Source organism: Micromonospora sp. NPDC049201 (genome assembly GCF_055586805.1).
In genome coordinates this window covers 46,760-60,812 of sequence record NZ_JBVJHM010000003.1, presented here as the reverse complement: position 1 = coordinate 60,812, position 14,053 = coordinate 46,760, and the positions used below count along the sequence as shown (strand labels likewise).

The 14,053-nt window shown below is 74.2% G+C and carries 14 protein-coding genes; 13 read left to right on the top strand and 1 reads right to left on the bottom strand.

Annotated elements, in window-relative coordinates:
- The first annotated feature begins 9 nt into the window (after positions 1-9).
- The 10 genes from infB (at position 10) to ACZ6O5_RS07335 (ending at position 10,603) form a co-directional block, all read left to right on the top strand.
- On the top strand, positions 10-3,024 hold the full coding sequence (gene infB, locus ACZ6O5_RS07380) for a translation initiation factor IF-2 (protein WP_465975157.1): 3,015 nt from the start codon (positions 10-12) through the stop codon (positions 3,022-3,024).
- Between the two features lie 80 nt (positions 3,025-3,104).
- Positions 3,105-4,148: a TRM11 family SAM-dependent methyltransferase gene (locus ACZ6O5_RS07375; RefSeq protein WP_465975155.1), complete on the top strand. Its 1,044-nt coding sequence runs from the start codon at positions 3,105-3,107 to the stop codon at positions 4,146-4,148.
- A 70-nt stretch (positions 4,149-4,218) separates the two neighbouring features.
- Positions 4,219-4,512, top strand: coding sequence for a DUF503 domain-containing protein (locus tag ACZ6O5_RS07370; RefSeq protein ID WP_465975153.1), 294 nt, complete (start codon positions 4,219-4,221; stop codon positions 4,510-4,512).
- 207 nt (positions 4,513-4,719) lie between these two features.
- Positions 4,720-5,235 carry a 30S ribosome-binding factor RbfA gene (gene rbfA, locus ACZ6O5_RS07365; RefSeq protein ID WP_465975151.1) on the top strand — a complete coding sequence of 172 codons (516 nt, stop codon included), beginning with the start codon at positions 4,720-4,722 and terminating at the stop codon, positions 5,233-5,235.
- Between the two features lie 35 nt (positions 5,236-5,270).
- Positions 5,271-6,311 carry a DHH family phosphoesterase gene (locus ACZ6O5_RS07360; RefSeq protein WP_465975891.1) on the top strand — a complete coding sequence of 347 codons (1,041 nt, stop codon included), beginning with the start codon at positions 5,271-5,273 and terminating at the stop codon, positions 6,309-6,311.
- A gap of 427 nt (positions 6,312-6,738) precedes the next feature.
- Positions 6,739-7,293 carry a hypothetical protein gene (locus ACZ6O5_RS07355; protein WP_465975149.1) on the top strand — a complete coding sequence of 185 codons (555 nt, stop codon included), beginning with the start codon at positions 6,739-6,741 and terminating at the stop codon, positions 7,291-7,293.
- Between the two features lie 112 nt (positions 7,294-7,405).
- Positions 7,406-7,813: a hypothetical protein gene (locus tag ACZ6O5_RS07350; protein ID WP_281935551.1), complete on the top strand. Its 408-nt coding sequence runs from the start codon at positions 7,406-7,408 to the stop codon at positions 7,811-7,813.
- On the top strand, positions 7,813-8,022 hold the full coding sequence (locus ACZ6O5_RS07345) for a DUF6186 family protein (RefSeq protein ID WP_281936265.1): 210 nt from the start codon (positions 7,813-7,815) through the stop codon (positions 8,020-8,022). Before ACZ6O5_RS07350 ends, ACZ6O5_RS07345 begins: the two co-directional genes overlap by 1 nt.
- Positions 8,023-8,722: 700 nt before the next feature.
- Positions 8,723-9,238 carry a P-loop NTPase family protein gene (locus tag ACZ6O5_RS07340; RefSeq protein ID WP_465975147.1) on the top strand — a complete coding sequence of 172 codons (516 nt, stop codon included), beginning with the start codon at positions 8,723-8,725 and terminating at the stop codon, positions 9,236-9,238.
- Positions 9,239-9,280: 42 nt separating this feature from the next.
- Positions 9,281-10,603: an MATE family efflux transporter gene (locus ACZ6O5_RS07335; RefSeq protein WP_465975145.1), complete on the top strand. Its 1,323-nt coding sequence runs from the start codon at positions 9,281-9,283 to the stop codon at positions 10,601-10,603.
- 36 nt (positions 10,604-10,639) lie between these two features.
- Here ACZ6O5_RS07335 and ACZ6O5_RS07330 read toward each other — a convergent pair whose 3' ends face one another.
- On the bottom strand, positions 10,640-11,635 hold the full coding sequence (locus ACZ6O5_RS07330; RefSeq protein ID WP_465975143.1) for a hypothetical protein: 996 nt from the start codon (positions 11,633-11,635) through the stop codon (positions 10,640-10,642).
- Between the two features lie 107 nt (positions 11,636-11,742).
- Between ACZ6O5_RS07330 and truB the strand changes: the two genes are divergently transcribed.
- From truB to rpsO, 3 genes are all read left to right on the top strand, one after another.
- Positions 11,743-12,627: a tRNA pseudouridine(55) synthase TruB gene (gene truB, locus ACZ6O5_RS07325; RefSeq protein WP_465975141.1), complete on the top strand. Its 885-nt coding sequence runs from the start codon at positions 11,743-11,745 to the stop codon at positions 12,625-12,627.
- 29 nt (positions 12,628-12,656) lie between these two features.
- On the top strand, positions 12,657-13,583 hold the full coding sequence (locus ACZ6O5_RS07320) for a bifunctional riboflavin kinase/FAD synthetase (protein ID WP_281935538.1): 927 nt from the start codon (positions 12,657-12,659) through the stop codon (positions 13,581-13,583).
- A 185-nt stretch (positions 13,584-13,768) separates the two neighbouring features.
- On the top strand, positions 13,769-14,038 hold the full coding sequence (rpsO, locus tag ACZ6O5_RS07315) for a 30S ribosomal protein S15 (RefSeq protein WP_013284678.1): 270 nt from the start codon (positions 13,769-13,771) through the stop codon (positions 14,036-14,038).
- Positions 14,039-14,053 lie beyond the last annotated feature (15 nt).

Below are 14,053 nucleotides of genomic sequence, written 5' to 3'. Positions count from 1 at the left end.
AGGAGTGCAGTGGCAGGAAAGGCCCGCGTACACGAGCTTGCCAAGGAGCTCGGGGTCGAAAGCAAGACCGTTCTCGCCAAGCTCAAGGAGATGGGCGAGTTCGTGAAGTCCGCCTCCAGCACCGTCGAGGCGCCTGTCGCCCGACGGCTGCGGAACGCGTTCGTGGCGTCCGCCGGTTCGCCGGCGCCCGCCGCCCCGCCGACTGCCGCGTCCAGCGGCCCGGCACCGACCCCCACGCCCACCCCGACCCCGGGTGCCCCCCGGGTCTCGGCCCGTCCGATGCCGCCCCGGCGGCCGGCCGCGCCGACCCCTGGACCGCGGCCCAAGGGCCCGGTCCCCGGCCCGCCGCAGCCGGCGACCCCGGTCGCCAAGCCGGCGAGCGCGCACGACATCGAAGTGGCGGCCGCGGAGGCACGCGCCGCCGCGCTGAAGGCTGAGCAGGAGGCCGCGGTCAAGGCCGCCCAGGCCGCCCGCCAGCAGCAGCGCGAGACCCCCCGCCGGGAGCCCCCGGCCGAGGGCGGTCCCCGTCCCGGCCCGCGTCCCGGCCCGAACGCCATGCCGCCGCGTCCGGGTTCCCCGGCCGCGCGTCCCAGCGGTCCGGGTCAGGGCCAGGGCCCCGGTGCCCGGCCGGGCGGTCGCCCGCCGGCGCGTGGCGCCGGCAACAACCCGTTCGGCATCCAGGGCGGCCAGCAGCGTCCCCCGGCCGCCGGTGCGGGCGGTCCCCGTCCCAGCCCGGCCGGCATGCCGCCGCGGCCCAGCCCGGCGTCCATGCCGCCGCGGCCGAGTCCGGCGTCCATGCCGAGCCAGCGTCCGACCACCGGTCGCCCCGGCGGTCCCGGTGGCGGTCGTGGCGGCCCCGGCGGCGGCGCGGGTCGTCCCGGTGGCGGCGGCGGTGGCGGTGGCTTCCGTGGCGGTCCCGGTGGCGGCGGCGGTGGCGGTGGCTTCCGTGGCGGTCCCGGTGGCGGCGGCGGTGGCGGTGGCTTCCGTGGCGGTCCCGGCGGTGGCGCCGGCGGCGGTGGCGGCGCGCCCGGTGGCGGTTTCCGTCCCGGTGGCGGCGGTGGCCGTCCGGGTGGCGGCGGCCGCGGCCGTGGCGGTGGCGCGGCGGGTGCCTTCGGGCGTCCCGGCGGTCGGCCGACCCGCGGTCGCAAGTCCAAGAAGCAGCGCAGACAGGAGTTCGACAACCTGTCGGCCCCGACCATGTCCTCGGGTGCGCCCCGCGGTCAGGGTCAGGTCGTCCGGTTGTCCCGTGGCGCCTCGCTGTCGGACTTCGCCGACAAGATCAACGCCAATCCGGGTTCGCTGGTCCAGGAGATGTTCAACCTGGGCGAGATGGTGACGGCGACCCAGTCCTGCTCCGACGAGACCCTGCTGCTGCTGGGTGAGCACCTCGGCTTCGACGTGCAGATCGTCAGCCCGGAGGACGAGGACCGCGAGCTGCTCGCGCAGTTCAACATCGACCTCGACGCCGAGGTCGCGGCGGACCGCCTGGTCAGCCGTGCGCCGGTGGTGACCGTCATGGGTCACGTCGACCACGGTAAGACCAAGCTGCTCGACGCGATCCGCAAGGCGAACGTCGTGGCCGGCGAGGCGGGTGGCATCACCCAGCACATCGGCGCCTACCAGGTCCACGTCCCGCACGAGGGCGAGGACCGCGCGGTGACCTTCATCGACACCCCGGGTCACGAGGCGTTCACCGCCATGCGTGCCCGTGGTGCCCAGGTGACGGACATCGTGATCCTGGTGGTGGCGGCCGACGACGGCGTGATGCCGCAGACCATTGAGGCGCTCAACCACGCCAAGGCGGCGGACGTGCCGATCGTGGTCGCGGTCAACAAGGTCGACAAGCCGGAGGCGAACCCGGACAAGGTCCGCCAGCAGCTGACCGAGTACGGCCTGGTCGCCGAGGAGTACGGCGGCGACACCATGTTCGTCAACGTGGCCGCCAAGCCCGGCATCGGCATCGAGGAACTGCTCGAGGCCGTCCTGCTGACCGCCGACGCGTCGCTGGAGCTGACCGCTCCGATCGACGGGCCGGCGCAGGGTGTGGCCATCGAGGCGCACCTGGACAAGGGCCGCGGCGCGGTGGCGACCGTGCTGGTGCAGAAGGGCACGCTGCGGGCGGGTGACTCCATCGTCGCCGGTGGGGCGCACGGCCGGGTGCGGGCCATGCTGGACGAGAACGGCAAGCCGGTCGACACGGCCGGGCCGGCGCGTCCGGTCATGGTGTTGGGTCTGACCACGGTGCCGGGTGCGGGTGACACCTTCCTGGCCGCCGAGGACGACCGCACCGTGCGGCAGATCGCCGAGCAGCGGCAGGCACGGCGGCGGGCGGCGTCCTTCGCCAACTCCCGTGGCCGGGCCACCCTCGAGACGCTCATGGAGCAGCTCAAGGAGGGCGAGAAGACCTCGCTCAACCTGGTGCTCAAGGGCGACGTCTCCGGTTCCGTGGAGGCGCTCGAGGACGCGCTGTTCAACCTCGACATCCCGGAGGAGGTCCAGCTTCGGATCATCCACCGGGGCGTGGGCGCGATCACCGAGAGCGACGTCATGCTCGCGAGCGCCTCGTCCGAGGCGGTCACGATCATCGGCTTCAACGTGCGGGCCGCCAACAAGGTCCGCGAGATCGCCGACCGCGAGGGCGTGGAGATCCGGTACTACACGGTCATCTACCAGGCCATCGAGGAGATCGACGCCGCGCTCAAGGGGCTGCTCAAGCCGGAGTACGAGGAGGTCGAGCTGGGCACCGCGGAGATCCGCGACGTCTTCCGCTCGTCCAAGATCGGCAACATCTCCGGCTGTATCGTCCGGTCCGGCCTCATCCGCCGCAACGCCAAGGCGCGGCTGCTGCGGGACGGGTCGGTCGTGGCGGACAACCTCACGATCAGCTCGCTGAAGCGGTTCAAGGACGACGCGACCGAGGTCCGCGAAGGCTTCGAGTGTGGTCTGACGCTGGGCGGTTACAACAACGTCCAGGTCGGCGACATCATCGAGACCTTCGAGATGCGGGAGAAGCCGCGCGCCTGAGTGGTGTGCACGACCGGTCGACGGCCGGGGCCTTCGGGCCCCGGCCGTCGCCGTTTCCGCAGGCTGAGACAATCTCCGGCGTGATCGGGTACGCACTGCTTCTCGCCCCCTCCGCCAACCGCGTCTACGCCGACGCGGCGGCCCGGCTGGCCCGCGCCGAACTGGCCGTGTTCGCCGGCTCGGGCGTGCTCGACGCGCCGCCGTCCGACGCGGAGGTCACCCGCATCGGCGGAGTGGAGTACCTGACGTTCACCGCGCCCGCACCCGGCCTCGGCGCACGGGACCTGGCCCACCTGGCGAACCTGTCGGCGGCGTACGCGCTCTTCGAGCGGGTCGGTGACGACCTGCTCCGGCCGGTGCCGCTGCACCCGCTGGCCCGGTACGACTCGGACCTGATCACCATCCCCAAGTACGCCGGCAAGACCAACGAGCAGTTCACCCGGCTGCTGCTCAACGTCACGCTGCTCGCCTCCGCCGCCGCGCCCCGGATGCTCGACGGCGGGCTGGTGGTGCTGGACCCGCTCTGCGGCCGGGGCACCACGCTCAACCAGGCGCTCATGTACGGCCACGACGGCATCGGCGTCGAACGCGACAGCCAGGACGTGGAGGCGTACGCGGCGTTCCTGCGTACCTGGCTGCGCCGTAAGCGCCTCAAGCACACGGCGGAGACCACGTCGGTGCGCCGGGACCGCAAGCTGGTCGCCCGCCGCTTCGAGGCGGTGCTCTCGCCGTCGAAGGACGCGCACCGGGCCGGTACCACCCAGCGGATCGTTGTGCTGAACACCGACACCACCCGGGCCCGCGAGGTGCTCCGTCCCCGCTGCGCCGACGTGCTCGTCACCGACGCCCCGTACGGGGTGGCGCACGGCAGCCGCACCGGCCAGGGCCTGTCCCGCAGCCCGCTGGAGCTGCTCACCGCCGCCGTGCCGGTGTGGCGGGAGCTGCTGCGGCCGGGCGGCGCGCTGGGGCTGTCCTGGAACACCCACGTGGCGCCGCGCGCGGCGGCCGAGGCGGTGCTGACCGACGCCGGCCTGCGCGTCGTCGACGGGCCCGGCTGGCGGGACCTGGCCCACCGGGTCGACCAGGCCATCGAGCGGGACGTGCTGGTGGCGGTCGCGCCATAACCGGGTGACCGGCGGTGGTCACGTCTTATCCGGGTGACCGGCGGCGTCCCGGCGCGTACCGTTGCTCGCCGTGTATACCGGAACCGCGCTGTTCGACCTGTTGCTGCCGGGTGACTCCCGGTCCCTGAAGGCCAAGCGGTCCTACGTCCGGCCGATCGTCGCCGCGCTGCGCAAGTTCGAGGTCTCGGTCGCCGAGGTCGGCGCGCTCGACCTGCACGGCCGGGCCGAGATCGGGGTGGCCGTGGTGGCCGCCGAGGCGGCCCACGTCCGCGAGGTGCTCGACTCCTGCGAACGAATGGTCGCCGCCCGCCCGGAGACCGAACTGCTGTCGGTGCGCCGCCGCCTGCACGGCGCGGACGACTGACCCGGCCCGCGTGGCGTACGACGGCCCGGCCCGCGTGGCGTACGACGGCCCGGCCGCGCCGCGCGTCGCCCGGCGGGGCGCGGGTAATGTTCTTCGACGTTGGGCGGTCGGACCCGGCGGCGCCCGGCGCCGTCCGTCTCCGGCCGGCGGCTCCCGGTCGCGACGCGATCCGGAGTCGGAGGTGACAGTGATCTGGAGGTGGGGGACATGTCGGATCCGGCCAAGGTACGCCGGCACGCGGAGCGCGTCCGCGAACTTGTCGCGTCGGTGGTGCGGAGCCAGATCAAGGATCCCCGGCTCGGCATGATCACGATCACCGACGCCCGGATCACCGCCGACCTGCGCGACGCCACCGTCTTCTACACCGTGCTCGGTGACGCGACGGCCCAGGCGAGCACCGCCGCCGCGTTGGAGAGCGCCAAGGGCATGCTGCGCAGCACCGTCGGCAAGGCACTCGGCCTGCGGCACTCGCCGACGCTCACCTTCGTGCTCGACGACGTGCAGAACCAGGTCAAGCACATCGACGACCTGCTCACCGCCGCCCGCTCCGCCGACGCCGAGGTGCAGCGGCTGGCCGCCAAGGCCGCGTACGCGGGCGACGCCCAGCCGTACCGCGTCGAGGAGGACGACGCCGACGCGGAGGGCGAGTCCCCGGCGGGCGACGCCGACGCCGACGGTGGCTCCCCGGTGGACGGCGCGCCGCGCGGCGGCGACCGCCGGTGACCGAGGCCGTCCCGGGCGGCGGGCCGGTCACCGCCGTGAGCGGCGGGCCGGCCCCCGCCGGTCCCACCGACGCCGACTGGTCTGCCGCCGTCGCCGCGGTGCGGGGCCTCGACCCGGACGCGCGGGTGCTGCTGATCTGCCACGTCAACCCGGACGGGGACGCCCTCGGCAGCATGCTCGGCTTCGCGTTGGGCCTGCGCCGACTCGGGGTACGCCACCTCCAGGCGACGTTCCCCGGGCCGCCCGGCGTGCCGGAGCCGTTCCGCTGGCTGCCCGGCGTCGAGCTGCTGGTGCCGCAGGACGACGCGGACCCGGCACCGGACCTGGTGATCTGCTTCGACGCGGCGAGCGAGTCCCGGCTCGGCGACCTGGCCGACCGGCTGGGCGGGGCGGGCACGTCGCTGGTGCTGGACCACCATGCCTCGAACACCGGCTTCGGTGACGTCAACCTGGTGGACCCGCACGCGGCGGCCACCTCCGTGGTGGCGCTGGGGCTGCTGGACCGGCTCGGCGTTCCGCTGGACGCGGCCACGGCGACCGGACTCTACGTGGCACTGACCACCGACACCGGCTCGTTCCGGTTCGAGGCGACCACCCCGGCCGTGCACGAGATGGCCGCGCGCCTGCTGGCCACCGGCATCCGCCCCGGCGACATCTCCCGGCGGGTCTTCGACACCCGCCCGTTCGGTGCCGTCCGCCTCTTCGGCGAGGTGCTCGGCCGGGCCACGCTGGAACCCGCCGCCGCCGACGGGCACGGCCTGGTCTGGACGTACGCGACCCGCGACGACCTGGTCCGCCACGACCAGCCGGCGTACGTGTTGGAGGCGCTCATCGACTCGGTCCGCTGCACCGCCGAGGCGGATGTGAGCTGCGTGCTGAAGCAGTCCGGGGACGCCGAGTGGGCGGTCTCGCTGCGCAGCAAGGGCGCGGTGGACGTGAGCCGGGTGGCGGTCGGCCTGGGCGGCGGCGGGCACCGCTTCGCGGCCGGTTTCACGGGTCGTGGCCCGCTCGACGACGTGATCGGCAGCATCCGCGCCGCACTCACCCCCGCGCTCCTGACCGCCCCACCCCCCTGACCACCCCGCCCCCACCCGCCCCACCCCCCACCACCCCACCCCACCCCCGACCTTCCCTGCGCCGATCTTGCACTTGGTGCCCCCGGAACGTCGGTTTCGCCCGGAATGGGCGGCCCGTAACTGCAAGATCGGCGGTCGGGGTGTCGGGGGCGTTCCCGTGTGGGGTGGGGTGTCCGGTTTCGGGGTGGTGGGCGGCACGCTGACGGTGGAATGGGTCGGGGGGTCGCGGCGTTGTATCCCGGTGCACGGCCGAGGAAGGCAAGCGCCCCCGCGCCGCCCCGCCCGGGAATGACGGTGGACCCCCGGTCGTTACACACAGTTCCGGCCGCCGCGATGAGGCCCCCGCCCCGCGAGCAGCCAAGACTTTCTTGTGCGCCTGACGGTGCCCGCACCCCCGGTGCGTTGACCCCCGAATGGAGCCCTCGCCATGAACACGATGCTGCGTAAGAGTGTGCTGGGTATTGCTGGTCTGGCTTTCACCGGTGGTGTGTTCGCCGGTCCGATCGCCGGTCACGTCGAGTCCGCGCACGCCGCCACCGCCAGCAAGCCGATCGCGGTCGCGGGTGTGCAGGGTGAGCAGTCCACGATCACCCTGAACGACGAGCAGACGGCCAACGTGAAGGCGATCATCGCGGCGACGAAGAAGGCCGGGCTGCCGGAGCGGGCGGCGGTGGTCTCGATCGCTACGGCGTTGCAGGAGTCGAAGCTGGAGAACCTGGGCCACCTCGGCGACCGCAACGACCACGACTCGCTGGGTCTGTTCCAGCAGCGTCCGTCCTCGGGTTGGGGCACGCCGGAGCAGATCACCGACCCGGAGTACTCGACGCTTGCGTTCCTGAAGGGGTTGAAGCAGGTCGACGGCTGGCAGGACATGCCGGTGACCCAGGCCGCGCAGACGGTGCAGGTGTCGGCCTACCCGGACGCGTACGCCCAGTGGGAGAAGCAGGCCACCGACCTCGTCAACAAGCACTGGACCAAGTAAGGCCGAGCATGGAGGCCGGCACCCCGCCGAGGGTGCCGGCCTTCGGCGTTTCCCCGCAGACACGAGGCGTGCCGGTCTTCCCGCGCTACGTCACGCTGGGGACAATCGGATGATGGATCACCCCCGTGAGCTCACCGTCGAGGCGCCCCGGGTCTGGGACCGGCCGGTCGTCTCCGTACCGGTGTTGATCTGCCTCTCCCTGGTCGGTGGCCAGCTTCCGTCGTTCTCGACGGTGGCGAACCTCTACATTCTCGGCACCGGCGGGGGGTTGATCTGGGTCGGTCTGAGCAACCGGGTGCCCCGACGCCCGGCTCCGCGCCGGCTGCCGTCGGCCGCGCTGTGGTGGTTGTTGCCGGTCACCGTCTTCGGGGTCTTCGAGGGGGCGACGTTCGTGCTGTCCGTGGGCGACGACTTTCCCACCTTCTCCCGGCTGGCCGATCCGCTGCTCGAGGACCACCTGGCCCGCTCGGCGGCCTGGTTCGCCTGGCTGGCCGCGTTCTGGGGACTGGTCCGCCGATGATGCGCGCGTTGGCCATCGGCGGGTTCCTGACCGCCGTGCTGCTGTTCGCGGTCGTCGAGTGGGCCGCCCGCCGGGAGGGTTCCCGGGTCCCGTCCCTGGCCGACGTCTGCGCCTTCGTCATGCGGTACGAGGTCGGGCCGGTGCCGGTGGGCCGGATCGGTCTGTTCGGCTTCTGGTGGTGGCTGGGCTGGCACTTTCTCGCCCGCTGAGACGTTGCCGGAAACGGGGTCGCCTGTCCGCATCGCGGGAACAGTGGGCACTATCTGGAAAGTGAACGTTAATTTGGGTGCGGGACCGGCGCTTCGCGGCGCTGGTCACGGGGGGTGGTGCCGCACCCGGAGCTGCCTCCCTCCAGGGTCAGACCGACCCGGGCTCACGCTGCCAGGCGAGCCGCTCCGGTGATCCCGGACCGCTGCCCGGCGCGCAGCAGGCCGACGACTCCGGTCGTGGCGCGACGGTCGTCGCGTCGTCGACGACGGGGCGTCGGGCGCCCGCAGGGCCGCCGTGCCTCGGTGGTCCGCACCCTGGAAGGACATGCCATGCCGAGCAAGCGCAAGCCGCAGACCGAGACCACCAACGACGAGGCGCGCGAGCAGATGCGTCGCGCGTTGCAGACCTCGATGGACACCCGTCAGTGACGCAGGCCGCCCGGCGGTGACGCCGACCGGCTGGGGCCCCGCGACACCGTGACCCGCCCCACCGCCAGCGTCACCGCCGCACCGGTCGCCGCACCCGCAGCGCCGCCCGGAGCCCCGTGCTCACCGGTCGCCGCGCCCGGCAACCGCCGCCCCGGAGCCCCGTGCTCACCGGTCGCCGCGCCCGGCAACCACCGGTCCGGAGCCCGCGCTCACCGGTCGCCGTCGCGCGTGGGGCCGTTGCGCGGCGGGACGACGACGTTACCGTCACCCGGTGCGCCGTATCCTCGTTGTCGGCAGCTCGGGCGCCGGCAAGAGCACCCTCGCCGGTGAACTGGCCCGGCGACTCGACCTCCCGCTGATCCACCTCGACCGCCACTACTGGCGGCCTGGCTGGGTCGCCCCGACCGGCGCCGAGTTCCGCGCCGAGGTGGCCGCGCTCGCCGCCCGCCCGGCCTGGGTGATGGACGGCAACTACGCCAGCACCCTCGACCTCCGGCTGCCCCGCGCCGACCTGCTGGTGCTCTGCGACCCGCACCGGCTGCGGTGCCTGGCCCGGGTGGCGCGTCGCCGCTGGGCCCACCGCGCCGAGCCCCGACCCGACCTTCCCGAGGGCTGCCCGGACCGCGTCGACCTCGACCTCCTGCGCTACGTCTGGCGCTATCCGCGCCGCTCCCGCCCCCGCGTGGTGGCGGCCGTCGCCGCGTACGCCCCGCACCTGCCGGTGCGTCGGCTGCGCGGCCAGCGGGACGTGGCCCGCTTCCTGGACGGGGCAAGTAAGCGGTCCTAGCGGGTTGCGTGCCTTACCGGAGGCGTGCCAGGATCGGCGGCGATGAGCACGACCGCCGCCCCCGCCACCGCCGCCACGCCCCGGCGGATCGCCGCGCTCGCCCTGCCCGCGTTGGTGGTGCTGGCCGCCGAGCCGCTCTACGTGCTCGTCGACACCGCCGTGGTCGGCCATCTCGGGCGGGTGCCGCTCGCCGCGCTCGCCGTCGGCGGCACGGTCATGACGCTGACCGCCTGGATCGGCACCGTCGTCGCGTACGGCACCACGGGGCGGTCGGCCCGCCGGTTCGGTGCGGGGGACCGGGCCGCCGCGGTGGCCGAGGGCGTCCAGGCGTCCTGGCTCGCGCTGACCGCCGGCGTGCTGGTGGCGGTCGCCATCGGCATCGGCGGGGGCGCGCTGGCGCGTACCCTCGTGGGCGGTCCCGGCGAGGTGGCCGACGCCGCCGCCGGCTGGCTGCGGGTCGCGGCGCTCGGCGCTCCCGGCCTGCTGCTCGCCGCCGCCGGCAACGGCTGGCTGCGCGGCATCCAGGACACCCGCCGGCCGCTGCTGTTCGTGCTCGCCCCCAACCTGCTCTCCGCGCTGCTCTGCCCGCTGTTGGTCTACCCGGCCGGCCTCGGCCTGGTCGGCTCCGCGGTGGCGAACGCGGTGGCGCAGACGCTCTCCGGCGCGCTCTTCGCGGCGGCCCTCGTCCGCGAGCGGGTCTCCCTGCGGCCCCGTCCCCGCACCATCGGGCAGCAGTTGGTGCTCAGCCGCGACCTGCTGGTCCGGGGCGTCGCCTTCCAGGCGAGCTTCCTGTCGGCGACCGCGGTCGCGGCCCGCTTCGGCGCCGCCGCGGTCGGCGCGCACCAGATCGCCGTACAACTCTGGTTCTTCACCGCGCTGGTGCTGGACGCCCTCGCGATCGCCGCGCAGGCCCTGATCGGCGCCGCGCTCGGCGCCGGCGACGCGGCCGGCGCGCGGTTCCTCGCCCGCCGCGTCGCTCTGCTCGGCGGCGTGTGCGGCGTCGCGTTCGCGGTGCTCATCGCCGCCGGCGCCAGCGGCGTGCCGTCGTTGTTCAGCTCCGATCCGCAGGTACGCGAGCAGGCCATGGTGGCCTGGCCGTGGCTGGTCGCGCTCCAGCCGATCGGTGGCGTGGTGTTCGCGCTCGACGGGGTGCTGATCGGCGCCGGCGACGTGCGCTACCTGCGCAACCTCACCATCGTGGCCGCGCTCGGCGGGTTCCTGCCGGCGATCTGGCTGGCCTACGGCCTCGACCTCGGGCTGGGCGGGATCTGGGCCGGGCTGACGCTGTTCGTGGTGCTCCGGCTGATCGCGCTGCTGCTGCGGCTGCGTTCCGGCGCCTGGGCGGTGGTCGGCGCGGTCCGCTGACCGCCGCGCGGCGGGCGGGCGCCGGCCGGACCGACGTCAGCAGGTGTCCGGGAGGTCGAGGGTCTTGTCCGGGTCGAAGACCGCGTCCGGATCCGGGTCGACGGGACCGCCGAACGAGGGCTTGCCGAGCGCGAGCAGGCCCTTGTCCCAGGCCGCGCAGTCGATGTTGGAGGCGTACGAGTCGGACTTCTCGATCCAGAGTCCGAGCGAGCCGCGGCGCACGTCGTCCGGGTGGGGCACGCTCCACACCACGGTGTCGTGCACCACCACGACACCGTCGCCCGGCTCGGTGCTCGCGCTGCGGAACGCGTACGCCCAGACGAAGTTCGTGGTGACCGCCAGGATCCGGATGCCGTGCGGATCCTTGGTGGCCCGGTAGCTGATCCGGCCCTTGACCCGGGGCTGGTCGGCGGTGAGCCGGGCGCCGGGGGTCAGCCGGGTGGCGTAGCTGCCCACCTCGCCGGAGGGAACGTCGCGACGCAGGTCGGCCCGGGCGTCCGGCGCGAACTGGCGGACCAGCCGCTCCGGGTCCTTCGCGGTGAAGAACGCGCGGTCCAGCCGGGCGGTCACCAGCGCCTTGCGTACCTTGGCCAGCGTGTCGGCCACCTGTTTCTCGGTGAAGGGGCCGGTCCGCCTGGCCCGGGGCAGCGTGATCCCGGCCGCGCCCTGCGGGAAGCCGGCGGCCGGGGTGCCGTCGAACGGCCCGGTGGCCGGTGGCGGCGACGCCGAGGTGACGGCCTGCTCGCCGCTGGGCGGGCTGACCGTCGGATGGGCCACCGGGTCCGCCTGCCAGCGCCGGTAGCCCTGGTAGCCGACCGTGGTGACCACCCCGGCGCAGGCCAGCAGCAGCACCGCGACCGCGCCGCCGAGCAGCTTGCCCGAGTGCCGGGCCAGGCCGATGCGCCAGCGTGCGAGGCGGGTGGGCTCGGCGTCCGGAGCGGCCTGGCGGAGCCACTCGGGAACCCGCCCCAGGGCATCCGCGGACAGCGGGTCGGCGGGGTCGGGCTCGGGGGTGGCGCGGTGATCGGTCATCGGGCTTCCGGGGGCGGCGGGACGAGGGCGCATGATCTTGACACCTCGTCGACTCCGGCGGTATCCCCCGCGGGGTCGGTCGCCGCCGTCTGGCAGGCTTGGCGGTCGTGAGCACAGACGGTCTGATCGTGGTCGACAAGCCCGGCGGCATGACGTCGCACGACGTGGTGGCCCGCATCCGGCGGCTGGCCCGGACCCGCCGGGTCGGGCACGGCGGCACGCTGGACCCGATGGCCACCGGCGTGCTCGTGATCGGGGTGGGGCGGGCGACCCGGCTGCTCACCTACGTGATCGGCGCGGGCAAGAGCTACGCCGCGACGATCCGGCTCGGCCAGGCCACGGTCACCGACGACGCCGAGGGGGACGTGATCGCCACCACCGCCACGGCGGGGGTGACCGACGACGCGGTCCGGGCCGCGCTGGCGGCGCTGACCGGCGAGATCGACCAGGTGCCGAGCGCGGTGAGCGCCATCAAGATCAATGGAGAGCGGGCGTACAAGCGGGTCCGTGACGGGGAGAGCGTGGACCTGCCCGCCCGCCGGGTCACCGTCTCCCAACTCGACGTGCTGGCCATCCGCCGGGACACCCCGGACGTGGTGGACGTGGACGTGGACGTGACCTGCTCGTCCGGGACGTACATCCGGGCCGTCGCCCGGGACGCGGGCCTGGCGCTCGGGGTCGGCGGCCACCTCACCGCGCTGCGTCGTACCGCGGTCGGCGGCTTCGCGCTGGCCGAGGCGGCCACCCTGGCGCAGCTCGAACAGCGCGCGCCGGAGGTGGTGAACCTGCCGTTGGACGCCGCCGCCGCGCGGTTCTTCCCGCGCCGGGACGCCACCGCCGAGGAGGCCCGCACGCTGTCCCACGGCGGGCCGCTGGCCCCGGCCGGGATCGCCGGTCCGTACGCGGTCTTCGATCCGGCGGGCGGGCTGATCGCTATCGTCAGCGAACGGGACGGGCGGGCCCGCGCGGAGATCGTGCTGGCCCCGGCCTGACGGCGCGTGGGCGGACAGGGAGGAACGGCATGCAGCGGTGGCGGGGGTACGAGGCGGCGCCCGGCGGCTGGGGGCGTTCGGTGGTCACCATCGGCGTCTTCGACGGGGTGCACCAGGGGCACCAGGCCACCATCGGGCACGCCGTGGCGCGCGCCCGGGAACTGGGCGTCAAGTCGGTGGTGGTGACGTTCGACCCGCACCCGGCCGAGGTGGTCCGCCCCGGGTCGCACCCGGCGGTGCTCACCGAGCCGGCCCGCAAGGCGGAGCTGATCGAGGCGCTCGGCGTGGACGTGCTCTGCGTGGTGCCGTTCACCGCCGAGTTCTCCCGGCTGCCGGCCGAGGCGTTCGTGCACGACATCCTCACCGAGCACCTGCACGCCGCGCTGGTCGTGGTCGGCGACAACTTCCGGTTCGGGCACCGGGCGGCCGGCGACGTGGCGCTGCTGGAGCGGCTGGGCCGCACGTTCGGCTTCGGCGTGGAGGGCGCCCCGCTCGTCGCCGAGGCGGGCACCGTCTTCTCGTCCACGTACATCCGCTCCTGCGTCGACGCCGGTGACGTGCGCGCGGCGGCGGCGGCGCTGGGCCGCCCGCACCGGGTCGAGGGCGTGGTGGTCCGCGGCGACCAGCGCGGACGTGAGCTGGGTTACCCCACCGCCAACCTGCTGACCCACCGGTACGCGGCGGTGCCCGCCGACGGGGTGTACGCGGCCCGGCTGGTGCGTCGCGGCGGCGACCCGCTCGTGGCGGCGGTGTCGATCGGCACGAACCCGACGTTCTCCGGCCGGGAACGCCGGGTGGAGGCGTACGCGCTGGACTTCTCCGGTGACCTGTACGGCGAGCGGCTGGCGCTGGACTTCGTGGCGCACCTGCGCGAGCAACGGACGTACGACGCGATCGAGCCGCTTGTCGCCCAGATCGCCGAGGACGTGGAGCGCACCCGACGGGCGGTGTCCTGACCCGCGGGGGAGACCTTGACCGGCCGGACCGGTCCGGGGCTGGTAGGCTGACGGAGACGTCGGCTGACCGACGGGAGCCTCGCGTGCCTGCACGACGCCGCGGGAGCGAGGAATCCGGTCCGTCGCACCGGTCGCCACGACCGCTCCGACAGACCTCATCGAACCACCCACGAAACAGGGAGAACATGGCGCTCGACCAGGAAGCCAAGGCCAAGATCCGCCAGGAGTACGCGACCGCCGAGGGCGACACCGGTTCGCCGGAGGTGCAGGTCGCGGTCCTGACCAAGCGGATCGCGGAGCTGACCGAGCACCTGAAGGTGCACAAGCACGACCACCACAGCCGCCGTGGGCTGCTGCTGCTGGTCGGTCGGCGCCGTCGGCTGCTCAACTACGTCCAGAAGAAGGACATCAACCGCTACCGGTCGCTCATCGAGCGGCTCGGCCTGCGCCGATGACGTGACGGGGGAGTG